Below are 24,124 nucleotides of genomic sequence, written 5' to 3'. Positions count from 1 at the left end.
ACGGCACCCCAGCCCCGCACAACACCTCGGCCGCTCGCGGCCCATCAGCCGCGCACAGCCCGCTCGGCCACTCACGGTCTGGCGGTCAGACAGACGCCCTGCGATTGCTCACGGCCTGGCGGCCACGCACACGCCCTCCGGTTGCTCACGGCCCGGCGGCCAAGCAACCCCCTCCGCCACTCGCACCCCGGCGACCACGCAGCCTCCCTCGGCTGCTCACGGGGCGGTCAGGCGGACGCCCTTCGGTTGCTCATGGCCGGGGCGGTCAGGCGGACGCCCTTCGGTTGCTCACGGCCTGGTGGCCGCGCAGACCCCCTCGGCCACTTACAGCCCGGCGGCCAAGCAGCCCCCTCGGCCACTCGCACCCCGGCGACCACGCAGCCCCCGGCCACTCACACCCCCTTGGCCACGCGGCCCCGGCCGGCAACAGCCCTTCAGGGCCCGGGGCCCTCCCGTCCGTCTCCGATCAGAGCTCCACGAACACCACCGTCGCGTCGTCGTGTGTCTTGCCGCGCCGTGATCCCGGTCGAGCCGCCGCGTCCGCGCGCTCCAGGCCGCGTACGCGTTCGACGAGCGAGGCGGAGCCCTCCTCGCGCACCAGCGCGAACAGCTCGGACCAGTCACCCGCGTGGAACCGCTCCACCCACCGGCTCGCGCCGTCCGAGAGAGCCGTCAGGGCGCGGACCGAGGACCGGGGGAGTGTGCCCGTCACCGCGCACGAGGCCACCGAGGGATCCGCCGCCGCAGTGAAGAAGCCGCCCTCCTTGTTGCGGACGGTGGAGTCGGCGACGGCGTCCGAGACGAGGGACGCGCGCGGGAGCCGGGAGAGGCGGTCGTCCAGCAGGACGGCGACCTCGCCGGCGGGGGATTCCACCAGCAGCGCCGAGTCCGAGAGGACCAGGTACTCCACCTGCGACGCGGACCACCGCGCGAGGACCACGGTTGCCTGGGGCGTACGCGGGTGAGAAAGGTCACAGGTGTCGGCGTGCGCCTCGGCGACGCGGCGAATCGCCCGGGACAGGACCTCCGGCAGAGGCAAATCCCCCTGCGAAACGGACAGTTCGGTCAGCGCTCCGCCGAGCCGTGCGGAGAACCAGGGGACCGAATGCAGACAGCCGTCGTCACCCCGGGGAGGTGTCACCCCGTCGAGCACGACCAGTGAACCGCCTTGTCCTGAAGCGGGAAGCCCGACCGATGCGAAGTCCTCATTGGGGCGGTCCGGGTCTCCGGGCTCCGACACGAGTTCAGTGCGCATTCCGCCAGTCTGCACGAGCCCTTCACAAGGGCTCCGGAAGACGCCGGGCGACGCCCGACGTGCGGTTCAGCGGCACGGGCGCCGGGTTTGGCCTGGAATGATCGACTCCGGCAAGGCGTGGCGGCGAATACTGCCAAAGCCCGTCCCCGACGTCCAACCGGCCCGCCGCGCGGGCCGGTCGCGGGCGCCGGGGAGACTTGCCCGCCAACTCCCCTCCGATGTTCACTCCTTCGGGTGGCGGGTCAGATGATGCGGGACCACTGCCCACCGGCACTGGGAGGGTCGGGAGCCGTACCGGGCGTACGCCGCGATTGACGGGACGTCACCCGGGCCCCAAATGGGTACACGAGTCAGGAATGCGAGCACCGGTGCAGAAGACGCGGCCGAGGCGCACAGGCAAGAAGACGGCCTCCAACTCCACAGAGGGTGGCGCCGTGGGCGACGCCACCGACTCCACGGGCCGGGGCAGGACCGCCCACGTACGCAACCGGCTGATCGTGGCCGTGGCGGTCGTCGCGGCCGCCATCGCCGGAGCCGGCGCGCCCATGGTGCTGTCCGCCTCACAGCAACTGAACGACTCCCAGAACCTGGTGACGCTCGCCGAGCGCACCCAGCAGGCGCTGACCCTCGCGCACGCGCTGGCCGACGAGCGCGACGAGGTCACCTCGTACGTCGCCGCCGGCAGGCCCCAGGCCAAGGCCCCCTCCGAGAAGCGCAGCGCCCTGGTCGACCGGCAGGTCGACGAGCTGCGCGCGGACGCGGACGCCCCCGCCGCCCTGCTCCAGGACCTCGACGGCATCGCGACGCTCAGGCGAGCGGCGCTCACCGGCAAGAGCACCGCTCTCGAAGCGCACCAGTCGTACTCCGACGCCATCGCCGAACTCCACGCCCTCGCCGAGGACCTGGCCGACCGGATGCCGCCGCGCGCGGGGTCCGGCGCGCACTCCCTCGCCGAGCTGGACACCGCCGTCCAGCAGTCCGCCGCCGCCCGCGGACTGCTCCTCGCGGCCCTCGGCATCCCCCACACCACCCAGAGCGTCTACAACCCGATCACGGGTCTGACGAGCACCACGAACGTCTCCTCGGCCGCCGCCACCAAGCAGCGCGACGCGCTGAGCGCCGCCGCCCAGCAGGCGCGCCTGCGCTCCGACGCGGCCGTCGCGGACTTCCGCGAGACCGCGCCCAAGCAGGCCGTGACGTCGTACGACTCCACGGTCACCGGCCCCGACGTCGGCTCCGCGGAGAAGTACCTGGCGAACCTCACCGGTCAGCCCAAGCTCTCCGACTCCGCGCTCGGCACCGACACCAAGAAGCTGGACGCGGCCCTGTCCGCGCGGGTCGACCTGATGCGCGGCGCGGAGGCCTCCCTCAACGACCACCGCACCAAGGACCTCGCGAAGCTGCGGGACGACGACGTCACCGCCCTGGAGCTGCGCGTCACCCTCCTCGGCGTCCTGATGCTCGTCGCGGCCGGCATGACGATGGCCATGGCCCGCAGCCTCACCCGGCCGCTCGCCGTCCTGCGGCTCGGCTCGGCCCGCCTCGCCGCCGATCCGGCCGCCGCGGAGCCGGTCAAGTTCACCGGCCGCAACGACGAGTTCGCCCAGGTCGTCCGCTCCGTCAACGCGCTGCACCAGCACGTGGCCACGCTGCACGAGCGGAACTCCACCCTCGAAGGCGACCGCAAGCACCTCATCGGCCAGCGCCAGCAGATGGCCGACGAGCGCGACCGGCTGCGCGGCGAACTCGCCGAGGCGGCGGCCCACCTGGAGCAGGTGCGCGGCACCATCCACAGCACCTTCGTGAACCTCGCGCTGCGCACCCTCGGCCTCGTCGAGCGCCAGCTCGGCGTCATCGAGGGACTCGAGGAGCGCGAGCAGGACCCGGACCGCCTCTCCACCCTCTTCAAGCTGGACCACTTCGCCACCGTCATGCGGCGGCACAGCGAGAACCTCCTCGTCCTCGCCGGCGCCGAGCACGTCCAGCACCACGCGGGCCCGGTCCCGCTCGTCGACATCGCGCGGGCCTCGGTCAGCGAGATCGAGCGGTACGAGCGGGTACGGATCGCCGCGCTGCCCCCGCACGCGCACATCGCCGGGTACGCCGCCGACGACATCAGCCACCTGGTGGCCGAACTCCTGGAGAACGCCACCTCGTTCTCGCCGCCCGACGTACCCGTCGAGGTCTCCGGCTGGCTGCTGGAGAGCGGTGACGTGATGCTCTCCGTGCAGGACGAGGGCATCGGCATGACCGACGACCGGATGAGGCACCTCAACGCCCGCCTCTCCGAGTTCGACCCCGAGGACACGTACGACCAGGAGAGCGGCGAGGGACTCGGGCTCGGCCTGTACGTCGTGGCCCGGCTCGCCCACCGGCACGGTGTACGCGTGAAGCTGCGCGAGCAGAAGCAGGGCGGGGTGGCCGCCGTGGTCGTCCTCCCGAAGACGCTGCTCGCCGCCGCCCCGGCGTCCACCGTCCCCGCCTCCGTCCGGCTGGCCGGCGGCGCCCCCGCGGTGGCCCTGCCCGGAGCGGACGCCGAGGCCAACTCCAACGTGCTGCGCGGCCGTTCGATCCGGCGCGCCCCGCTGACGGCCCCGGCCGACACCGAGGACCCGCTGATCGCGGCGGCCGAGGCGGCCGTTCAGGACTCGGCCGCCGACCCGGAGGCGGCGCCCGGACCGACGCCGGCCCCCGAGTCCGGACCGGCCGCGCGGACGGCGGTCATCCCTGGCCCCCGCGAGCCCGAGCCGGAGCTCACCTCCGAGACGACGATGGAGCTGCTGCTCCCGGAGCTGGCCCCGGAGGCCCCGGCCACGGCCGGAGCACCGGCGGGCACGACCGACGCCCCCGCCCCGGCCGCCTTCGCGGCGCCCGAGGCACCCGGCGCCGCCGCCGAGCCGTCTCCGGCCTTCGCCACCGACGCGACCGCCGCCCGCACGGACGCCTGGGCCCCCGAGGCCCCCACGGACACCGCCGGCACGACCGATACGACCGGCACCACGGGCGCCACCGATACGACCGGCACCACGGGCACGACCGATACGACCGGCACCACGGGCACGACCGATACGACCGGCACCACGGGCACGACCACCGGCACCACCCACGCCGTAGGCACGACGGTCTCCGCCCCCCACACCGCCGGCAGGCCCGCCGATCCGGATCCGGCGGCGACCGACCCGTACGCCATCGGCCCGGACGACCACGAGCGTGTCCCCGACGACGCCGAGCGCGCCGCCGCCGACGCCGAGCGTGCCGCCGACGAACACCCCAGGCTCACCGACAAGGGCCTGCCCAAACGCACACCGAAGATCACCGCCCCCGCCGCCGCCCCGCGGCCCCGCGCGGGCGGCGTGGACGCCGAGGCCCTGCGCCGCAGGCTCGGCGGGTTCCACCGGGGTGCGATCGAAGGCCGCCGCGACGTGGAGGCCGAGATCGCCGACCGGACGGCGGAGACCCCCACGCCCGAAGGACAGACCCCGCCGGCCCCCGCACCCGCACACGCGCCCGCCGGACCCGCGCCCAGCGGGCACCGGCCCGGCGCACAGGACGTGAAAGCACCTGGGGGCACAGCCGAGGAGGCAAGCAGTTGACCGCGACCAGTACCTTCGGCCTGAGCAGCGAAGCACGTAACCTGCACTGGCTTCTGACCAATCTCGTCGAGGAGGTGCCCGGCCTCCAGTCGGTCGCGGTCGTCTCCTCCGACGGCCTGCTGCTGCTCTCCTCCGACCCCGGCCGCAACGCCGAGGCGAGGACCGCCGACAGCGTCAGGCCGACCGGACCCAAGGGCTCCGCGGCCGACCTCGCCACCATCGTCTCCGGCATCGGCAGCCTCACCCTCGGCGCCGCCAAGCTGATGGACGGCGGCGGCGTCAAGCAGACCATGGTCGCGATGGACGAGGGCAGCCTCTTCGTCATGGCGATCAGCGACGGCTCGCTGCTCGGCGTGCACGGCTCCGCGGACTGCGACATGAGCGTGGTGGCGTACCACATGGCGCTCTTCGTCGGCCGGGCCGGACACGTCCTCACCCCCGAGCTGCGCATCGAGCTCCGAAAATCCCTCGAGGCCGACGCTCCCGGGAGTGCCTGATGACCGCGTCGAACGTCGTCAAGAAGCTCCCCGTCCGCGGCGGCGACCGCAAGCCCGCCCGCGTACGGCCCTACTCGCTCACCGGCGGACGGACGCGCTTCGGCCACGTCCTGCTGGTGGAGACGTTCGTGGCCGCGCTGGACGCCCCCGAGGTGCGCAAGGAACTGACCAACGGCTCGCTCACCACCCGGGTGATGCCCGAGATGCGGGCCATCGTCGAACTCTGCCGCCGCATGCGCACGGTGGCCGAGATCGCCGCTCTTCTCAGGATGCCGCTCGGAGTGGTCCGCGTGCTCTTGAGCGACCTGGCGGACCAGGGAAAGATCCGCGTGTACGGAACAGGCCACGGCCCGGGACAGCCGGATCGTGCCCTGCTGGAAAGGGTGCTGAGTGGACTCCGTCGTCTCTGACGCCGAACCTGGCGTCGCTCCCCTCCTCGACGACGAGGAGAATCTGCAGGCCTGGCAGACGGACCGCACGCGCGCGCCGATCGCCACGAAGATCGTGGTGGCCGGCGGCTTCGGCGTCGGCAAGACCACGCTCGTGACGTCCGTCTCGGAGATCACGCCCCTCCAGACGGAGGCGCTGATGACCCAGGCCAGCGAGGAAACCGACGACCTCACGGGTACGCCGGACAAGCTGACCACCACCGTGGCCATGGACTTCGGGCGCATCACGCTCGACGACGACCTGGTGCTCTACCTCTTCGGTACGCCGGGCCAGCAGCGGTTCTGGTTCATGTGGGACGACCTCGTGCGCGGCGCGATCGGCGCGGTGGTCCTCGCCGACACCCGCCGCCTCTCGGACTGCTTCCCGGCGCTCGACTACTTCGAGAGCTGCGGACTGCCGTACGTCGTCGCCGTCAACCACTTCGACGGAACCGACGAGTTCGAGCCGGAGGATGTGCGCGAGGCCCTCACGGTTCCTCCGCACATACCTGTCATGATCATGGATGCGCGCCGCAAGATCTCGGTCGTCGAGACCCTGCTCGCGCTCGTCGGTCACGCACTCGAAGTCAGCCCCGAATAGGGACGCCCGACTCCTAGGAGAAGCACCCCGCATGCGGAAGATACTCGTCGTGGGGGCCGGCCAGTCCGGCCTCCAGCTCGCCCTCGGACTCCAGTCGCAGGGGTACGAGGTCACCCTGATGTCGAACCGGACGGCGGACGAGATCCGTTCCGGCCGGGTCATGTCGACGCAGTGCATGTTCGACACGGCGCTCCAGCACGAGCGCGATCTTCAGCTCAACTTCTGGGAGTCCCAGGCGCCGAAGATCGAAGGACTCGGGGTCTCCGTCGCGGTCCCCGGCTCGTTCGACCCGGGCCCCTCGCAGCGGGCCATCGACTGGGTCGGCAAGCTCGACGGCTACGCGCAGTCGGTCGACCAGCGGGTCAAGATGGCCGGCTGGATGGAGACGTTCGCGCAGCGCGGCGGCCAGTTGGTCATCCACGGCGCCGCGGTCTCCGACCTCGACTACTTCTCCCGCGCCTACGACCTGGTGCTGGTCTCGGCGGGCAAGGGCGAACTCGTCTCGATGTTCGGCCGTGACGCCGACCGTTCCCCGTACACCGAGCCGCAGCGCGCCCTCGCGGTGTCGTACGTGCACGGCCTGGGCCCGCGCCCGGAGCACCCGGACTACGACGCGGTCCGCTGCAACCTGGTCCCCGGCGTCGGCGAGCTCTTCATCATGCCGACCCTCACCACGTCGGGACGCGCCGACATCCTGTTCTGGGAGGGCATCCCCGGCGGTCCGCTGGACGTCTTCAACGGCGTCAAGGACCCGGCCGAGCACCTCTCGCTGACCCTGGAACTCATGGAGCGGTTCACGCCCTGGGAGTACGCGCGCGCCACCAACGTCGAACTGACCGACGCGGGCGCCACGTTGTCCGGGCGCTACGCCCCCACGGTCCGCAACCCGATCGGCCGTCTCCCCGGCGGCGGACTGGTCCTCGGTGTCGCCGACGTCGTCGTGGCCAACGACCCGATCACCGGTCAGGGCTCCAACTCGGCCTCCAAGTGCGCCGCCGCCTACCTCGCCTCGATCGTCGAGCAGGGCGACAAGCCCTTCGACGAGGAGTGGATGCAGGCGACGTTCGACCGCTACTGGGACACCGCGCAGCACGTCACCAAGTGGACCAACGCGATGCTGGGCGTCCCGCCGGAGCACGTGCTGAACCTGATCGGCGCGGCGGGCCAACTCCAGCCCGTGGCCGACCGCTTCGCGAACGGCTTCAACGACCCGGCCGACTTCGAGAACTTCTTCTTCGACCCCGAGAAGACGAACGCCTACCTGGCTTCGGTGGCCGGGGCCTGACCTCGGCCGGACCGATGTGAGCGGCCTCGGCGACGATCGACGGGAGGGGCCCCGGCCGTCGGCCGGGGCCCCTCCCGTTTCCGTACGCGGGCCGGAGACGGAGCCTTCAGCTCCTGCTGCCGTGCCGGCGGTTGATCACTACCGCGTGTGCGGCCAGCGCGAGGCAGACGGCGACGGCCGCGAAGCGGGTGATCGTCCACGCCGTCTCGCCGACCGGCCCCTGCAGAGAGACCTCGGCACGCAGCCGTGCCGTCGTCTCGACGACGGCCAGCGCAGGGATCACCAGCCGGAAGGGCAGGCCGGGAAGTCCCGGGCTGCGCGCCAGGTTGCCCATGAGTCCCAGGACGGGCCCGACCACCAGGGCGACCGCACCCCAGGCGAGCGTCGCCGACAGGGCCCCGGACCACGTGGTGTCCGAATGGACCACGTAGTAGGCGGCGACGGCCGCCGCAAGGGACACGGCGGCCACGACGGCGGACGCGGCCCGCGACGCGACGGCGAGGCCGGCGAGGAAGGCCAGGGCCGACCAGGGCCAGGCCTCGTTCAGGACGAGGTAGATGCCCCGGCCGGCCGTGGAGGCGCTCGTCTCCAGAGCGCGGGTGAGGACTCCGAGAGCCGCACCGGCCAGGAGCGCGGCGGCGGGTGCCAGCACGAAGGAGCGTGAAGAGATCACGGCGTTCCACGAAGTCCTTTTCGGTAACCAGGCGGCTGACTGATGCGGTGCGGCCGCAGAATCTACTCGTCGAGGCTCCAGTACGCGCTGCAGGTGTAGGCGGCGCCCGCCGTCCTGCTGGCCTTGGCCGTCTGCCCGGCGAAGGCGTAGGCCTTGTTGTCGCCGTTGGCTATGCGCGCCGTCGCGTGGTGCATCTTCGAGCCGTGGAAGTACGAGGAGAAGCAGCGCTTCCCGCCGCTCGTCAGCTCCCAGCCGTAGGTCCAGGAGCCGCCACCGACGTCCTTGGTGTGCGTCTCGCCGCCCGCAGCGCGGGAAGACGCGTTGAGGTCGATGACGGCCATGCCCGATGTCGCGGGCTTCAGTTCGGCTGCGCCGGCTGACGCGGCCGGGGCGACGACGGCTCCCGCGGTCAGGAGTGCGACGGCCGTGGCGAGCCATGCGGATGTACGAAGAGACTTCACATTCAACCCCGTTTTGCGTTCGTGGCATTCGGATCGCTGACGCGTCCGTCGATCCCAACCTGCCTTGGTCAGAGGGCAGTTGAGATCGCAACGCCAGTACGCTACCTCCGCCGCCGTGCCGTCTCAAGATCACGGCGTCGTCGGGGACATCACGCCGAAGACGGGGAACCGGAGCGGGCTTTTCGGCCTCGGCTAGCTCCCTTCCGGCGTCGGTGCGCCGGAGGCCAAGCCCTCGTCGGATCCGTCCGTGGCACCCTCGGGGAGCTCCGGCGGCGTGAACCGCCGCAGGGGCTCCCCGTCCGGGTCCGGGCGTACGGCGCCCAGCAGGGGGTTGGCCGCGATGGGCGACACCTTGATCCTCGCCCCGGGACGCGGGGCCTGCACCACCATCCCGTCGCCGAGGTACAGGGCGACGTGCGTGGCCTCGGGGAAGTAGACCACCAGATCGCCCGGACGCAGCTTGTCCAGCGGGATGTGCGGAAGCTCGGCCCACTGCTCCTGGCTGGTGCGGGGGATGGGCCGGCCGGCCCGCTCCCAGGCCTGTGACGTCAGCCCCGAGCAGTCATAGGCCTTCGGTCCCTCCGCACCCCACTCGTACGGCTTGCCGATCTGCTCGACGGCGTACCGCAGTGCCTCCTCGCCCTCCGGCGTGGGCGGACGGGCACTGCTGAGGGAGCCGGACGCCATGATCTTCTTCTGGGCCGCGTCGGTCCCCGACTTCTCCACCCGGCCCATCTCGGCGATCTGTTCCGCGGTCAGCGAGGCGAGCAGCCGCTCCACGTCGTCGAGCCGCTCGCGCACCTCGTCCCGCTCCTTCTTCTGCCGCGCGGCGAGGGAGAGCTGCCCGTCCAGTGCCTTGCGGGCCGCCCGCGCGAGCCCGTCGGTCCGCCGCTCGCCGCCGGCGACCCGCCGCACGGTCTGGGCGCGCTCCAGCGACAACTGCCCGATCAGGTGCCCCTGGTCGAGTGCGTGCTGCGGATCCCGGGCCAGCAGCAGTCGTACGTACGGGGAGATCTCGTCGCCGCTCTGGTACTGCTGCCGGGCCAGCCGTCCGGCGGCGGTCCGGCTGTCCTCCAGCGACAGCCGGGCCCGGGCGAGCCGGGCGTCGAGCCTCGCGACCTCGGCGCGCTGCTTCTTCAGTTTCTCGGCGGTGCCGTTGTACGTCTCGGTGGCACGTTCGGCGTCCCGGTAGAGGTTCTGAAGATCCGTCAGCAGCGAGGTCACGGACCGCTGGGCACCGGAGTCGGGCTCGGGCGCGGCACCTGCGGGCGTGGAGGGGAACAGCGCCCCGACCGCCACGGCCCCCGTGCAGACCAGACGCAGAAGCCTTCCTGACACGCCATCACCTCCGGTGCCGGGGTGGTCCGTCCACCACCCGTCTCGCACCGGCAGGATCGGACCACCGCACCCCGGGCGCCCGCCGGGAGGGCGCTTCGGCCCAAGAACCTCACTCGTCGGCGTTGCCGCCCGGCGTGGCGCCGCCACCGCCGCCCTTGCCGGTGCCCGGGGACCAGGGCAGCTTGAACCGGCGTCCCGGGACGTCGCCCTCGGGGTCGTACTCGTACTTCCACCCCTGATGCAGCCCGAGCCGCTTGCTCGCAGCCGCCTGGACGCGCCGGTAGACGACCACGGTGGACGGACCGCCGTCGGCGCCGGGGACCGGGACGCGGTACGTCTTCGGCGGGTGGCCGGTGATCCCGAGCAGGACCGGCAGGACGCGCCCGTCCAGCGGGCCGCCGACAAAGGGGGTGTCTTCGCTCTTCACCGGACCAGTGTCACAGCAGGTGGGCCGCATTCTCGACAACGGGCAGCACCCGGCGGACGAGCGCCCCCGCGATGCCGTCGGGGCGCTCCATCACGAGCGCGGCCCGGACCACCGCCGCGGTCTGCGGATCGCTCCCCGCGCTCGCCGCGAGCGCCGCCGTGAACTGCTCGACGAGCCAGTCCCGCAACTCGTCCAGCGGCGGTTCCTTGTCCTCGTCGAGCCAGATCAGCGAGGCGGCCTCCACGGCCGTGATCCACATCCGTACGGTCATCCGCAGCCGGGGCCCGGGGTCCTTCACCGCCAGATGGTCGAGGATGTGCTCCGCCGCCGCCCGGCGGACCCCGTCGACTATCGCCGTGGTCCGCGAGGTCTCGATGACGCTGCCGCCCTGCAGCAGGGCGCTGAACCCCGCGTCGTGCTGATCCACGAACGCGAGGTACCGGTCGAGGGCCCTGGAGAGCCGCTCGGTCAGCGGCCCCTCGGCGGGCTCCGCGAAGCACTGCTCCAGCTCCTCCGCGGCGGACCGCAGGGCAGCCTCGTACAACTGCTGCTTGCCGCCCGGGAAGTACCGGTACACCAGCGGCCGCGACACCCCCGCCGCTTCCGCCACATCGTCCAGCGACACGTCCTCGGGCACGCGCTGGGCGAAGAGGGACAGCGCGGCTTCGAGCAACTGACTGCGCCGTTCCTCGACACTGAGCCGACGGTAAGCGGGGGTGGAAGCCTGCGAGGTCATGTCGGGCAGCGTAACCGCACACCAGCACAGCTCCCCGTGCAGCGGAAACCGAACCCCAGGCCGTTGTGGCGGCCGCGCCCCGCCCCCACGCTCCCGCGGCCGCCGTACGACGCGAGGGGACGTGCCGGTACATCAAATGCCCGCAGGCCGGACGGATCAGAATCAACTCTCACCGTTCAACCCCGCTGGGATCCGTTCGGATGCGGGCGGATGTACCGGCGCGGCCCCGCCCCCACGACGGCCCCGGCGCCCCTCCCCGAACCCGGGCCCCGCGACGAAGCCCCAGCCGAGCACGGCCCTGCCGTGAAGCCCCAGCACGGTCCGGCCCCGCCGCGAAGCCCCAGCCGATCCCGGAGCGCCCGGAATCAGCAGGACCCACAGGACCGTGACCGCCCCCTCAGGCCAACAGCCCCGACGACTTCCACAACCGCCGCCCGGCCCCGCGCAGAACCCCGATCTCGTCCAGGAAATCGGTCAGCTTCCGGGCCCCGGTCTGCATCACGTCCCGCCGGTGCCCACTGGCCTTCACCTGCGCCACGGCCTCGCGCTTGTCGAGCCCGACGTTCGTGTAGACCTCGGGATTGACGAACGCCACGGAGAACACGCGCGCGAACTCACCCGAGGTGACCCGGGTGAACTCCTGCGACCACCGCGGAGCGGTCAGCATCTGCCGCCGCAACTCCTCCCGCGCGTACCGGACATGCCGAGCCTCTTCCACCACATGGATCCGCGTGACCCCCCGGACGAGGGTCTGCACCCGCTCGTCCGGGAACGTCAGCCGCTGCATCCAGTCGAGGATCTCCTCACCGAGCAGCGTCGCCGTGAACGACCCCGGAGTCGTCGAGATGGTCTTGAACAACCGCCCCAGATTCAGATGCGCCCGGCTCACCGGGTAGTGCGGCGTGCCCCCGCGCGTGATCAGCCGCGCGAACATCTTCGAGTGCCGGCACTCGTCCTCGATCTCCGTCAGCGCGTACCGGACGTGCGCGCTCGTCGCCGCCTTGTCGTAGATGTGCCGCACCAGCAACTGCATCAGGATGATCTCGAACCAGATGCCCAGCGAGGCCAGCGCGGCCGCCTCGTGCTGGGACAGCGCGATCCGCTGCTCCTCGCCCATCGTGCGCCACAGCGGCGTGTCGTACAGCGACACCAGCTCGGGCGGCCAGAACCACTTGCCCTCCTCGAAGGGCGCGTCCCAGTCGAGCTCCTTGTCGGGGTCGAAGGAGTGCTTGGCGGAGGAGTCGAGGAGGCGCTCGGCCACCTGCTCCCGGTCCTTGAGCAGACCGAGCGCGTCACGGAGCACATCGGCTTCGGGCACCGTCGTCATGGCTGTTCCCACCTCGTCGTACGGGATCACTTCAGAAGTTACCGGCGGTCACAACTTATGAGACTGCTTGTCAGCAAGCTCGTCAATCCCCTGTGCCGGACTTGTTGACGACGCGTCTACTCCGTGTGAGCCTGCGAGGTATGCCGACGCATGAGCTGTACGCCGCGGACTCGGGAGATCCCCTCTGGCAGATACCGGCCTCGGGGGCGGCCCGCTTCAACTGGGAGTACGACGACGGTCGTGACCGGCTGCTCGCCCTCTACCAGAAGGGCAAGGACAAGCAGTGGGACGGCCAGAAACGCATCGACTGGAGTCTGGAGGTCGACCCCGAGGACCCGCTCGGCACCCCGGACGAGGCGCTGACCCTGTACGGCACGCCGTACTGGGCGAAGATGACCGACCGCGACAAGGGTGAACTGCGCAAGCACTACGCGTCGTGGCAGTTCAGCCAGTTCCTGCACGGCGAACAGGGAGCGATGGTCTGCGCCGCGCGGATCGTGGAATCGGTCCCCGACCTCGACGCCAAGTTCTACTCGGCCACGCAGACCATGGACGAGGCCCGGCACGCGGAGGTCTACTCCCGCTTCCTGCACGAGAAGATCGGGATGCTCTACCCGATCAACGACAACCTCCAGGCCCTCCTCGGCGACACGCTCCGCGACGCGCGATGGGACATGCCCTACCTGGGCATGCAGGTCCTGATCGAGGGCCTGGCGCTGGCCGCCTTCGGGATGATCAGGGACACCACCGACAAGCCGCTGCCGAAGCAGATCCTGTCCTACGTGATGCAGGACGAGGCACGCCATGTCGCCTTCGGCCGCATGGCCCTGCGCGACTACTACCGGCAGCTCTCCGACGCCGAGCTCCGCGAACGCGAGGAGTTCGTGATCGAGGGCTGCTACCTGATGCGGGACCGGCTGCGCGGGGTCGAGGTCCTGGAGAACTTCGGGATCCCCAAGGCGGAGGCCGAGGAATTCAGCGAGAACTCCGAATTCCTGCACCTCTTCCGCCAGTTGCTCTTCAGCCGCATCGTTCCGTGCGTCAAGGACATCGGCCTGTGGGGCGAACGCCTCCAGCGGGCCTACGTGGACATAGGCGTCTTCGAGATGGGCAACTCCAACCTCGACCTCCTGATGGCACAGGACGAGGAACTGGCCGAACAACTGGACGCGGAACGCTTCGCGACCGAGGAACGGGCCCGCATCGCGGAGATAGGAACGACGATCGACGAGGGCCGCGCTTGACGGCGCCGGGGACCGACGAACCGCCGCGCCCTGCCTCCCACCCCGCCGGACCCGGGATCCGCTCGAATTGGCCTCCCCGCGCCCACCTCCGACGCGGGATGATCCCCTCATGACCCCGTCGATCACCCCGAACCGACCAGCCGCCCGACGCAGCCTCGAAGGCCTGGCCCTCGGCGACGCCTTCGGGGAGCGCTGGTTCCCCCTCTTCCGGGACAGGCTCCAGGCCTACGAGGAGATCCAGGCCCGGCAGACCCCGCAGGAGCCCACCTGGCACTGGACCGACGACACGGCGATGGCCCTCGGCATCATGCGGGTCCTCGACGAGTACGGAGAGATCCGGCAGACCGAGCTGGCCCAGGCGTTCGCGCTCGCCTTCGAAGCGGACCCGGCCCGCGGCTACGGCCGCGGCATGTGCGAACTCCTGCCGAGGCTGGTCCAGGAGCCGCACAGGTGGCCTGAGACGGCGCGCGGTCTGTTCGGCGGCGAGGGGAGTCTCGGCAACGGCGCGGCGATGCGCGTCGCTCCGCTGGGGGCGTGGTTCCAGGCGAGCCTGCCGGACGTGGCGGAGCAGGCCGCGCTGTCGGCCGAGGTGACGCACGCGCACCCGGAGGGCATCGCGGGCGCGGTCGCGGTGGCGACGGCGGCCGCGTTGTCCGCCCGGGGCGAGCAGGGCCTCGCGGCCGTCGCGGCGGCGACCCCGCGGAGCGCTGTCCGGGACGGCCTCGAAAGGGCGGCGGACCTCTCCTTCTCCACCGCTCCGTGGAAGGCGTCGGACATCCTGGGCAGCGGTCAGCGGGTGCGGGCCGACGACACCGTTCCCTTCTCGATCTGGTGCGCCGCCCGTCATCCCGACGACCTGACGGCGGCGCTCTGGAGCGCGGCCGAGGGCTTCGGCGACGTCGACACGACGTGCGCCATCACCGGCGGGATCGTGGCGGCCCGCACCGGTGTCGACACGGTCGCCGCCGACTGGCTGAGCCGCAGGGAGGCGGTGCCCGGAGGCGCCTGAACCCGGCGCTCTCCCTCCGCTCGAACCTCCCCTGTCCTGCCATACGGTCAGGTCGATGATCAGCCAGTGATCGCCGAGGGCGGGAACACGGCCGAACGCCAGGCGGGCCGACCGGGTGGCCACACCCCCTGTCCCGTGGAGTGGTCCCACCGCCCGGCGCGGACACCCTCAACTTCCCAGCACCGCCTCCATCACCCCCCGCGCGATCGGCCCCGCGAACCCGCCCCCCGTGATGTCCCCGCGGTTCGCCGCCGCGTCCTCGACGACCACGGCGACGGCCACGGCGGGCTCGGGGGAGCCGTCGGCGCGGGCCCAGGAGATGAACCAGGCGTACGGGGTGCCGGAGTTGCCGACGCCGTGCTGGGCGGTGCCGGTCTTGCCGCCGACGGTGGCACCGGGAATGGCGGCCACGGTTCCGGTGCCCTTCTCCACCACGTCCGTCATCAGCTCCCGCATGCGCTGGGCCGTGGACGCGCTCATCGCCTGGTGGAGGGTCCGCGGACCGGTCGTGGTCAGCGTCGCGCCGGTGCGCGAGGTCGTCCGCTCCACCAGGTAGGGCGTCTTGACCGAGCCGTCGCCCGCGACGGCCGCGGCGATCATCGCCATCTGCAACGGCGTCGCCCGTGTGTCGAACTGGCCGATGGAGGAGAGCCCCAACTGGGCCTGGTCCAGCCGAAGATCGAAGTTGCTGGGCACCACGGAGAACGGGATGCGCAGCTTGCGGTCGTTGAAGCCGAAGTTCGCCGCCGTCCTCGTCATGCCGTCGAGCCCGACGTCGACACCGAGCTTGGCGAAGACCGTGTTGCAGGACCAGGTGAACGCGTACCGCAGGGAGGCGTCCTCACAGCCCTCGATCTCGTTGGTGAGCCTCGTCGTGGTGCCGGGGAGCCGGTACGGGTTCGGTGACCTGGTCGGCGCGTCCACGTCCTCGACGACCCCGGAGTCCAGCGCCGCCGCGGCGGTCAGCACCTTGAACGTCGACCCCGGCGGATACGTCTGCCGGACGGCCCGGTTGAGCATCGGCTTGTCGTCCTGGGCGTTCAGCCTCGCCCAGGCCGTGGACGCGGCCGCCCCCGTCCCGGAGAGCCGGGCGGGATCGTACGACGGGGTGGAGACCAGTGCGAGGATCCGGCCGGTGGACGGCTCGATCGCCGCGACCGCGCCCCGGCGGCCGTCGAGCCCCTCGTAGGCAGCCCGCTGCGCGGCCGCGTCGAGGGTGGTGACGACACTGCCGCCGGCACCGCGGGCCCGGGTGAGGCCGTCCAGCAGGGGGAGCGGGGCGAGCATCGGGTCGCTCCCGGACAGGATCCCGTCCTCGGTGCCCTCCAGCAGGGTGGTCCCGTAGAGCTGCGAGGCGAAGCCGGTGACGGAGGCGTACAACGGGCCGTCCAGATAGGTCCGTTCGTAGCGGAACTGCGCACCGGTGTCCCTGGAGCCGGTGACCGGGCGGCCCTCGACGACGATGTCCCCGCGCGGCTGGCCGTAACGGGCGATCGCCGGACGGCGGTTGGCGGGATTGCGGTCGTACGACGGTGCCTGGACGACCTGGACGCGGGCGGCGTTGACCAGGAGGGCCACGAGCAGCACGGCGCACAGTCCGATGGCCCGGCGGATGTACTTGGTCATGGCGCCGGCGTCCCGTCGTACTGACCGCGCGCGCAGTCGCTGATCCGGATCAGCAGGGCGACGATGATCCAGTTGGTGACGACGGAGGAGCCGCCCTGCGCGAGGAACGGCATCGCCATGCCGGTCAGCGGGATCAGTCCGGTCACGCCTCCCGCGATGACGAAGACCTGGAGCGCCACGATCGACGCGAGGCCGATCGCGAGGAGCCGGCCGAAGGGGTCGCGCAGCGCGAGGCCCGCGCGGTAGCCGCGTTCGACGAGGAGGGCGTAGAGGAGAAAGACGGCGGACAGGCCGGCCAGTCCGAGTTCCTCGCCCGCGGTGGCCAGGATGAAGTCGGACTTGGCGGCGAACCCGATCAGGACCGAATGGCCGAGCCCGAGGCCGGTGCCGAGCATCCCGCCGGCGGCGAACGCGAAGAGGGACTGGGCCAGTTGGTTGGCTCCCTGGCCCGCGGTGATCGAGGCGAAGGGGTCGAGCCAGTCCTCCACCCGGCTGTGCACATGCGGTTCGAGGCGGCCGACGGCGAGCGCCCCGACGGAGGCGAGCAGCAGCCCGACCGCGATCCACCCGGTGCGGCCGGTGGCGACGTAGAGCAGGATCACGAACAGGCCGAAGAAGAGCAGCGAGGTGCCGAGGTCGCGCTCCAGGACCAGGACCAGGACGCTGAGCAGCCAGATCGTCACGATCGGGCCCAGGACGCGGCCGGTGGGCAGTTGGAGCCGCCGGAACCGCCAGATCTGGCGGCCGCTGTAGGCGAGCGCGTTGCGGTTGGCGGCGAGGTAGCCGGCGAAGAACACGGCGAGCAGGACCTTCGCGAACTCGCCCGGCTGGATGGAGAATCCGGCGACCCGGATCCAGATGCGGGCGCCGTTGACCGCCGGGAAGAAGATCGGCAGGACGAGCAGGGCCAGCGCGCCGACCACCGACACGTAGGTGTAGCGCTGGAGGACACGGTGGTCGCGCAGGCAGAGCACGACGACGATGAAGAACGCGACGCCGAGGGTCGACCAGATGAGCTGGATGGGGGCCGCCTGGTCGTCCGGGGTCTCCAGGTCGAGCCGGTAGATCAGCACCAGGCCCAGGCCGTTGAGGAGGACGGCGATGGGCAGCAGCAGTGGATCGGCGTACGGGGCCCGCAGGCGCACGGCGACGTGGGCGAGGAGCGCGAGCACGCCGAGCCCGGCGCCGTAACCGGCGGCGCCGGGCGGGACGGTGCCGTGCTTGGCGAGGCCGACGGCGCAGTAGCCGTACACGCAGAGCAGGACGGCGACGACGATGAGGGCGAGCTCGATGCCACGGCGCCTGGGCAGGCGTTCAGCGGGTGGGGCCGGGTCCGCCGCTACGGCCGTTCCGGACATTCCGGGCTGGATCATGTCCGGAACGTAGCAAGCGGGCGACCCGATGTCCCGTTACGGGATGGCGGAGCCCCGGGTGTCAGCACCAGCGGGGGGCCGGGCCGATGTTGTCGATGTAGCGCGCGGCGCCCCAGGCCCAGGTGCCGTCCGTGAGGAGGTACCAGAGCGGGTTGCCGCCGACGGTCTCGCCCGGGGTCTTGCAGAAGATGGAGACGATCTCCCCCTGCCGCGCGACCCGGATGAGCTGGCTGCCGCGGGTCGGGGAGCTGCGCAGGGCCAGCCCGCCGCGGGCGGTGACCCGGCCCTTGTACAGCGGCGCGTTGTTCTGGTTGTTCCCGTTCCCGTTCCCGTTCCCGTTCCCGTTGCCGTTGCCGTTGCCGTTGCCGTTGCCGTTCCCGTTCCCGTTCCCGTTCCCGGGTTCGCGGCCCCCGCCACCCCCGCCCCCGCCACCGTTGTTCCAGTTCTGGTTCCCGCCCCCGCCGTTGTTCCAGTTCTGGTTGCCGCCGCCACCGTTGTCCCAGGTGCCGCCACCGCCCCCGCCACCGTTGTCCCCGCTCTGGCCGCCCCCGCCGTCACCGCCGCCGCCGTTGCTCCACTGGCCGCCACCGCCACCGCCCCCGCCGTTGTTCCACGACTGGCCGCCGCCGTCGCCACCGGTGCCCTGCTCGCGGCCGTCGTCGCCTCCACCCCCGCCACCGTTGTTCCACTGGTGACCGCCGGTGCCGTCGCTCCACTGGTGGTTGTCACTGCTTCCGGTGCCGCCGTCGTTGTCGGCGAGTGCGGGGGTGGCGCCGGCGAGGGCGAGGCTGCCGACGGCCAGCGCCATACCGATTCGGGTGTATGTGGACCGCAGGGACATGGAGGGCTCCTCCAGGAAGGGGGCGAAGCTGACTTATCGCCACATTAGGAGCGGGAGCCGGGGAGCGCAGTTCACAGACCGCCATCGGGGCCGCCCGGCTCCCGCCGCCCGTCCTGAGGGAGCGTCAGCGTCGCCACCGCACCGCCGTCCGGGGCGTTGGCGAACTCCAGCCGCGCCCCCAGCACCTCCGCCTGACCGAGCGCGATGGTCAGACCGAGCCCGTGCCCCGTCGCGCCGCCCTCGGTACGGAAGCGCTGCGGGCCGTGTTCCACGAGATAGCCCGGATAGCCGTCCCCGTGGTCCCGTACGGTGACGACCGGACCGTCCAGGGTCAGCACCACCGGCGCCCTGCCGTGCTTGTGGGCGTTCGCCACCAGGTTCCCGAGCACCCGCTCCAACCGCCGCCGGTCGGTCTCCACCCGCGTGCCCCGCACCACCCGGACCGCGGTGTCGGTCCCCGAGGCGCGCACCACCCGTTCGGCCAGCGGCACCAGCGGTTCCGAGTCCAGCTCGAGACGCTCGCTGCCGGCGTCCAGCCGGGAGATCTCCAGCAGGTCCTCGGTGAGGGTGCGCAGGGTGGCCACCCGGTCGCGCACCAGCTCCGTCGGCCGCCCCGGCGGGAGCAGTTCGGCGGCCGCGTGCAGCCCGGTCAGGGGAGTGCGCAGCTCGTGCGCCACGTCCGCCGTGAAGCGCTGCTCGCTCAGCAGCTTGCCCTGCAGCGACGACGCCATCGTGTCGAGCGCGCCGGCGACCGCCGCCACCTCGTCCTGCGGGCGCGTCGGATCCTGGGCGCGCGGGTCGTTGACGCGCGCGTCGAGGTCGCCCGCGCTGATCCGCCGTGCCACGCGCGCGGTCGCGTGCAGCCTGCGCGTCACCCGGGTCACCGCGAACACCCCGACCAGCAGCGTCACCCCGATCGCGAGGGCCGAGGACCACACGATCGCCCGGTCCAGGGCGTCGATGGCGTGCGCGCCCTGGGCGTAGTCGAACCGGACGGCCAGCGCGCGTCCTCCGCCCGCGGGACCGGCGGCCCACATGGTGGGGTGCGTGTCGTGCTCGCCGACCATCGTGCCGCGCCTGCCGTCCTGGGCCAGTTCGCGCAGCCGCGCGGGCAGCCCCGGAGGGTCGACGCCCGCGTCCGGCGGGAGCCGGTCGCCCGCCTCGTAGGCGGTCGTGACGTCGGCGAGCCGGTCGAGGGCGCGGCCCCGGGCCTCGCCGACGGTCTGGTCGGTCACCGAGACGTGCACGAGGACACCGAGGAGGGCGACGAGGCAGCAGCACATGACCGCGATGAACGCGGCCGCCTTCCAGGTGAGGGTGCCGGTCCAGCGCGGCAGACGCAGCGACCGCCTCACAGCGACCGCCTCATGGGGCGCTCGCGGCGGGCGAGAGCGCCGGTGGGACCGCGGGTGCCGTGGGGGAGGCCTGGCTCGGGGAAGGAGACCGTGCCGGCGGGACCGCGGGGGAGGCCCGGCGGGCGGAGGGGGACCTGCCCGGGGCGGGTGAGCCCGTCGGCGTCGGCGGTCCGACCCGCAGGATCTCGTCGCGGGTGGCCAGCATCGCGTTCTGGTGCGGGTCCCAGGACCACACCGTACGGAACTCGTATCCGGGCAGGGTCGAGGGCGAGCGGATGATCACATCGCGACCCGCGAGTTCCACGCTGACGACGCTGTCCGCGGTGCCCATGACCTGCACCAGCCGGTGGTGGAGGAACGTGTACACGCGCACCGCGAGCTGATGGGCCGGGAAGCGGATGCCGAGCACCATGTCGGGCTTCCCGTCGCCGGTGAGATCGCGGTAGTACGCCCGGAGGACCGGGCACTTCCGGCCCAGGGCGCCCGGCTTCCCGCAGTCGTCGAGCAGCCGCGCCGTCTCGGCGTACGCCGCGTGCGGTCCGGTGTACTCGTCCGGATGGGCCGCGACCTGGGCGCGTACGACCGTCACGGGGTCCAGGGCGTGGATGTCGTCGTCGGGCGCCGTGACGCCCTTGACCGTCTCGGTGTCGGCCTCGCCGTAGTCGATCGCGGGTGTCGCGGCGGGCGGGAGCTGCGGCCACAGCCGGGTCGGGCCGATCGCGGTGGGGGTCGCGCCGGCGCTGTGCAGGGCCCCGGCGTCGCCGCAGCCGGCCAGGGCCGTCGCGAGGAGGGCGGCGACGGCGCACAGGAGGGCACGAGCCGTCCGGCCGGGCGGGCGGGTCCGGGACCTGCCGGACCCGCCCGGACGACCTGCTCCCCGGGGCCGGAGGCGGAGCCCTCGCGCGGGGCGGCTGTGGGTCACGGGGCTCCCGGGGCCGGGCGCGGCCCCGTCCGCGGGCGCTGCCGCGCCGCTTACCGCACGAGACCGGCGAAGGGGAAGGGCCGGAGGCCGTCCGAGGGGTGACCGCCGAGCACGGGCACACCCCGGGCGACCGGGCACGACACGGGACGACCGGCCGTCCCGTACCCCTTATTCATGCAGAAATCCTTTTTGTCCGCACGCATGGAACGACCTGGCGGGGCCGCCCGGTCTACTCGGCGAGTTCCTCGAGAAGGCGGGCCGTGGGCAGTCCGGCCCGCAGGTACTCCACGAACAGCTCGTTGTGCAGCGCCCAGGGCGAGCGCCGGGCCCGGATCAGCCGTATCGCGTCGTCGGCGGTGTGCCCCGCGAGGACGAGCGCGTGCGCGACGACCAGCCCCGAGCGGTTGTACCCCTGAAGGCAGCGGACGAGCACCCGGCGCCCGTCCTCCAGCGCGTCGTCGGCGGCCCGCGCCAGTCGCATCACCCCGGTGAGCTGCGTACCGTCCAACGGCCCGTCCGGTATCGGCCACACATGGTGCTCGACCCCCGGATCGGGCCCGTGCCCCGGCTGCCGCAGCAGCGACAGAACCAGGTCGAACTCATCGTGTACGACGACGGATTGCCGTTGTCCCGAACGCCCCGCGAACTCGTGTCCGCCCATCCACAGGCCGGGCACGATCTCACTCCACGGGCTGTCCGGAGTCGGAACATCCGGATATCTTCTGCGAGTTCGCAACAGCGCCTCCCACCCAACCGCCCCAACTCCTGCCAAAGGTAACCGGGTTCTTGCCCCTGGAGCACCCCGCCTGTTCCCATGGTCATGGGGTGATGGTTCATGAGCGGACTGCGCGTCGTACCGGCCCGGCGGCACGGACAGGAGCGCCTGTACGTGTGCCTGACCGACGGCAGGAGCGTCGCCTGGTACGACCGTGACACGGCCAGGGTCAATCTGCTCAGCGAGGACCGGCGCGAGGACGTGCTCGACGTGCTGCGACCGTTCCTGACCGGCCCGGTGACCGTCGGACCGCCGCCCGTCCCGACCTCGGCCGAGCTGGCCCGACTGGCGCTCCACCCCGACGACGACCTCGCGCCCAACCGGCCCGGCGAGGCCCTGGTGATCGACCTCGACCGGGACCCCGGCCCGGCGCACCGGCTGCGCCCCGACCCGCGCCGCCGCGCGCTCGCCGCCGAGCAGACCGTCGGCACGGCGCTGGACCGGCTGGAGGGAGGCGGCTGGCACACCCTGCACTCGGTCCCGCTCCCGGGCGGCGACCGCATCCACCATCTGCTGATCGGCCCCGCCGGCCTCTTCTGCCTGCACACCCTGCCCGCCCACAAGCAGCGCGTCCGGGTCACCGACCCGATGGTCACCGTCGGCCGCCGTGAGGCCCGCCCGCTGCTGCGCCGGGTCCGCGCCGACGCCGACCGCGCGTCGCACGCCCTGACCGCCGAGGTCCGCGCCGTCCTCGCCGTGGTCGGCGCCACCCGCCTGGACGTCCCGGCACCCGCGCGCGAGGTCCGCGTCCTGCGGGACACCGACCTCGCGGGCCTCGCCCGGTTCGGCGGGGTACTGAAACCGGCGGACGTGGAGGCCCTGCACGCGATGGCCCGAGACCGGCACACGTGGCTGAGTGTGTGAGCGGGGGCTGAGCCGGGCCGGGGCGAGTGCTGCCGGGGTGAGTCCTGGTGGGCCGGGTTGAGCCGGGTTGAGCTGTGCGGGGCCGGGTTGCGCTGTGCGGGGCCGGGTCGTGTCGGGCTGAGTCGTGCGGGGCCGGGTCGTGCCGGGTTGAGCCGTGCCGGGCGGGGCCGTGCTGGGCCGAGTCGTGCCGGGCGGGGCCGTGCCGGGCTGAGCCGTGCCGGGCCGGGTCGAGCTGGGCCGGGTCGTGCCGGGTTGAGCCGTGCTGGGCCGGGCCGGGTCGTGCCGGGCCGGGTCGTGCCAGGCGGAGCCGTGCGGAGCCGGGCCCTGCCGGACCGGGGTCACGGGGCAGAGCCCGCACCCACCCCTCGTACCCACCCCCACTCTCCTCGGCCGCCCGGCACACATCCTCCGCGCCCATCCCGACTCTCCGCGGCCGTCCGGCACCCACCCTCCGCGCCCATCCCTGCTCTCCGCGCCCGCCCGGCAAGCACCCTCCGCGCTCACCCCCACTCTCCGCGTCTCCCGCACCCTCCACACTCTCCACACCCTCCGGTTCTCCGCGCCCGCTGCTCGGCGCTCATGGCAGCGGACCGGCACGCTCCGCGTCGAACAGCGGCGCCAGGAGATCACCGAAGTCCTGAACGCGGGGCGGGATGTCCATCGCCTGGAAGGCCAGCCGGTCGGGCGACCCGCATTCCTCGACCTCCTCCCAGGTCACGGGAGCGGACACGGTCGGCTCGGCCCGGGCCCGGAGCGTGTAGGGGGTGGCGGTCGTCTTGCGGCCGGCGTTCTGGCTCCAGTCGACGAACACCTTCCCCGGCCGCAGGGTCCGCGTCATCCGGTGCACGACCCGCCGCGGCAGCGCCCTCTCCGCCTCCACGGCCAGCTCCTTCGCGTACGCGCTGACGTCGGCGGACGGAGTCGGCGCCACGGCGGCCAGCAGATGCAGCCCCTTCGACCCGGACGACTTCGCGTACGCCTCGATCCCGTCGGCGGCCAGTCGCTCGCGCAGCCACAGCGCGACCTCGCAGCACTCCACCACCGTGGCCGGGGCCCCCGGATCGAGGTCGAAGACGATCCGGTCGGCGACCCCGGGCGTGCCGATGGTCCACTGCGGGGTGTGGAACTCCGTCACGAGGTTCGCCGCCCACATCAGGGACGCCAGATTCTGGACGAGGACCATGCGCGCGGGCCCCTCCGTGCGCGGGACCTCGGCGGTGGTGACCCAGGCGGGCGTACCGGGCGGCACGTTCTTGGTGAAGAAGACCTGCCCGTCCGGCCCGTCGGGATAGCGCAGGAAGGAGACCGGCCGGTCCAGCAGATGGGGGAGCAGTACGTCCGCGACCGTGGCGTAGTAGTGCAGCACCTCGCCCTTGGTGAATCCGGTGGCCGGGTGGAGGACCTTGTCGAGATTGGTGAGCGCGAGCCTCCTGCCCTCCACCTCCGTGATCGGCGTCATACCATGACAATCCCACGAAAACGGCATAAACCCTG

22 protein-coding genes are annotated in these 24,124 nt (G+C 72.4%); 8 read left to right on the top strand and 14 right to left on the bottom strand.

Features of this window, described 5'->3' with window-relative positions; genetic code table 11:
- Window positions 1-466: 466 nt before the first annotated feature.
- Window positions 467-1,255 carry a protein phosphatase 2C domain-containing protein gene (locus ACZ4TO_RS37235; RefSeq protein ID WP_468026514.1) on the bottom strand — a complete coding sequence of 263 codons (789 nt, stop codon included), beginning with the start codon at window positions 1,253-1,255 and terminating at the stop codon, window positions 467-469.
- Window positions 1,256-1,623: 368 nt separating this feature from the next.
- Here ACZ4TO_RS37235 and ACZ4TO_RS37230 point away from each other — a divergent pair, with 368 nt between their 5' ends.
- From ACZ4TO_RS37230 to ACZ4TO_RS37210, 5 genes are read left to right on the top strand one after another with little or no spacing between them, the layout of a single operon-like run.
- The gene (locus ACZ4TO_RS37230; protein WP_468026513.1) at window positions 1,624-4,848 is read left to right on the top strand and encodes a sensor histidine kinase; all 3,225 of its coding nucleotides are present in this window, start codon (window positions 1,624-1,626) and stop codon (window positions 4,846-4,848) included.
- Complete coding sequence (locus ACZ4TO_RS37225) at window positions 4,845-5,345, top strand: roadblock/LC7 domain-containing protein (RefSeq protein WP_382787453.1); 501 nt, start codon at window positions 4,845-4,847, stop codon at window positions 5,343-5,345. The genes ACZ4TO_RS37230 and ACZ4TO_RS37225 overlap by 4 nt, the downstream gene beginning before the upstream one ends.
- Window positions 5,345-5,755: a DUF742 domain-containing protein gene (locus ACZ4TO_RS37220; RefSeq protein WP_362398757.1), complete on the top strand. Its 411-nt coding sequence runs from the start codon at window positions 5,345-5,347 to the stop codon at window positions 5,753-5,755. The genes ACZ4TO_RS37225 and ACZ4TO_RS37220 overlap by 1 nt, the downstream gene beginning before the upstream one ends.
- The gene (locus ACZ4TO_RS37215) at window positions 5,736-6,374 is read left to right on the top strand and encodes a GTP-binding protein (protein ID WP_382787451.1); all 639 of its coding nucleotides are present in this window, start codon (window positions 5,736-5,738) and stop codon (window positions 6,372-6,374) included. The genes ACZ4TO_RS37220 and ACZ4TO_RS37215 overlap by 20 nt, the downstream gene beginning before the upstream one ends.
- A 31-nt stretch (window positions 6,375-6,405) precedes the next feature.
- Window positions 6,406-7,659, top strand: a complete 1,254-nt coding sequence (locus ACZ4TO_RS37210; RefSeq protein WP_468026512.1) for a styrene monooxygenase/indole monooxygenase family protein — start codon at window positions 6,406-6,408, stop codon at window positions 7,657-7,659.
- A gap of 106 nt (window positions 7,660-7,765) precedes the next feature.
- Here ACZ4TO_RS37210 and ACZ4TO_RS37205 read toward each other — a convergent pair whose 3' ends face one another.
- The 6 genes from ACZ4TO_RS37205 to ACZ4TO_RS37180 all read right to left on the bottom strand — a co-directional run bounded on the left by ACZ4TO_RS37205 (window position 7,766) and on the right by ACZ4TO_RS37180 (window position 12,621).
- The gene (locus ACZ4TO_RS37205; RefSeq protein ID WP_468026511.1) at window positions 7,766-8,332 is read right to left on the bottom strand and encodes a DUF6518 family protein; all 567 of its coding nucleotides are present in this window, start codon (window positions 8,330-8,332) and stop codon (window positions 7,766-7,768) included.
- 62 nt (window positions 8,333-8,394) lie between these two features.
- On the bottom strand, window positions 8,395-8,793 hold the full coding sequence (locus ACZ4TO_RS37200) for a lactococcin 972 family bacteriocin (RefSeq protein ID WP_382787445.1): 399 nt from the start codon (window positions 8,791-8,793) through the stop codon (window positions 8,395-8,397).
- Between the two features lie 192 nt (window positions 8,794-8,985).
- The gene (locus tag ACZ4TO_RS37195) at window positions 8,986-10,131 is read right to left on the bottom strand and encodes a C40 family peptidase (RefSeq protein WP_468026510.1); all 1,146 of its coding nucleotides are present in this window, start codon (window positions 10,129-10,131) and stop codon (window positions 8,986-8,988) included.
- A 109-nt stretch (window positions 10,132-10,240) separates the two neighbouring features.
- Window positions 10,241-10,588, bottom strand: a complete 348-nt coding sequence (locus tag ACZ4TO_RS37190; protein WP_382787441.1) for a hypothetical protein — start codon at window positions 10,586-10,588, stop codon at window positions 10,241-10,243.
- Window positions 10,569-11,294, bottom strand: coding sequence for a TetR/AcrR family transcriptional regulator (locus ACZ4TO_RS37185; RefSeq protein ID WP_382787439.1), 726 nt, complete (start codon window positions 11,292-11,294; stop codon window positions 10,569-10,571). The genes ACZ4TO_RS37190 and ACZ4TO_RS37185 overlap by 20 nt, the downstream gene beginning before the upstream one ends.
- A gap of 397 nt (window positions 11,295-11,691) precedes the next feature.
- Window positions 11,692-12,621: an AurF N-oxygenase family protein gene (locus ACZ4TO_RS37180; RefSeq protein ID WP_385043146.1), complete on the bottom strand. Its 930-nt coding sequence runs from the start codon at window positions 12,619-12,621 to the stop codon at window positions 11,692-11,694.
- Window positions 12,622-12,761: 140 nt separating this feature from the next.
- Between ACZ4TO_RS37180 and ACZ4TO_RS37175 the strand changes: the two genes are divergently transcribed.
- Together ACZ4TO_RS37175 and ACZ4TO_RS37170 are read left to right on the top strand one after the other, a co-directional pair.
- The gene (locus ACZ4TO_RS37175) at window positions 12,762-13,865 is read left to right on the top strand and encodes a ferritin-like domain-containing protein (protein ID WP_468026509.1); all 1,104 of its coding nucleotides are present in this window, start codon (window positions 12,762-12,764) and stop codon (window positions 13,863-13,865) included.
- 109 nt (window positions 13,866-13,974) lie between these two features.
- Window positions 13,975-14,874, top strand: coding sequence for an ADP-ribosylglycohydrolase family protein (locus ACZ4TO_RS37170; RefSeq protein ID WP_468026508.1), 900 nt, complete (start codon window positions 13,975-13,977; stop codon window positions 14,872-14,874).
- Between the two features lie 168 nt (window positions 14,875-15,042).
- On the opposite strand, the gene ACZ4TO_RS37165 is transcribed toward ACZ4TO_RS37170, so the two are convergent.
- The 6 genes from ACZ4TO_RS37165 to ACZ4TO_RS37140 form a co-directional block, all read right to left on the bottom strand.
- Window positions 15,043-16,500, bottom strand: coding sequence for a penicillin-binding transpeptidase domain-containing protein (locus ACZ4TO_RS37165; RefSeq protein ID WP_385043140.1), 1,458 nt, complete (start codon window positions 16,498-16,500; stop codon window positions 15,043-15,045).
- Window positions 16,497-17,873 carry an FtsW/RodA/SpoVE family cell cycle protein gene (locus ACZ4TO_RS37160; protein ID WP_468026507.1) on the bottom strand — a complete coding sequence of 459 codons (1,377 nt, stop codon included), beginning with the start codon at window positions 17,871-17,873 and terminating at the stop codon, window positions 16,497-16,499. The genes ACZ4TO_RS37165 and ACZ4TO_RS37160 overlap by 4 nt, the downstream gene beginning before the upstream one ends.
- A 61-nt stretch (window positions 17,874-17,934) precedes the next feature.
- Complete coding sequence (locus ACZ4TO_RS37155; protein WP_468026506.1) at window positions 17,935-18,714, bottom strand: SH3 domain-containing protein; 780 nt, start codon at window positions 18,712-18,714, stop codon at window positions 17,935-17,937.
- 71 nt (window positions 18,715-18,785) lie between these two features.
- Window positions 18,786-19,997 carry an ATP-binding protein gene (locus tag ACZ4TO_RS37150; RefSeq protein ID WP_382788038.1) on the bottom strand — a complete coding sequence of 404 codons (1,212 nt, stop codon included), beginning with the start codon at window positions 19,995-19,997 and terminating at the stop codon, window positions 18,786-18,788.
- A gap of 82 nt (window positions 19,998-20,079) precedes the next feature.
- A complete protein-coding gene (locus ACZ4TO_RS37145) occupies window positions 20,080-20,991 on the bottom strand; it encodes a hypothetical protein (RefSeq protein ID WP_468026505.1) in 912 nt (303 codons plus the stop codon).
- 229 nt (window positions 20,992-21,220) lie between these two features.
- The gene (locus ACZ4TO_RS37140) at window positions 21,221-21,727 is read right to left on the bottom strand and encodes a protein-tyrosine phosphatase family protein (RefSeq protein WP_382787423.1); all 507 of its coding nucleotides are present in this window, start codon (window positions 21,725-21,727) and stop codon (window positions 21,221-21,223) included.
- Window positions 21,728-21,826: 99 nt separating this feature from the next.
- On the opposite strand from ACZ4TO_RS37140, the gene ACZ4TO_RS37135 reads away from it, so the two are divergent.
- Window positions 21,827-22,630: a nuclease-related domain-containing protein gene (locus tag ACZ4TO_RS37135; RefSeq protein WP_468026504.1), complete on the top strand. Its 804-nt coding sequence runs from the start codon at window positions 21,827-21,829 to the stop codon at window positions 22,628-22,630.
- A 577-nt stretch (window positions 22,631-23,207) separates the two neighbouring features.
- On the opposite strand, the gene ligD is transcribed toward ACZ4TO_RS37135, so the two are convergent.
- Window positions 23,208-24,089, bottom strand: a complete 882-nt coding sequence (ligD, locus tag ACZ4TO_RS37130) for a non-homologous end-joining DNA ligase (RefSeq protein ID WP_468026503.1) — start codon at window positions 24,087-24,089, stop codon at window positions 23,208-23,210.
- Window positions 24,090-24,124 lie beyond the last annotated feature (35 nt).

Source organism: Streptomyces sp. NPDC028298, assembly GCF_055565895.1.
The sequence above is the reverse complement of the archived record's forward strand: the minus strand, read 5'-3'. Positions and strand labels throughout refer to the sequence as shown.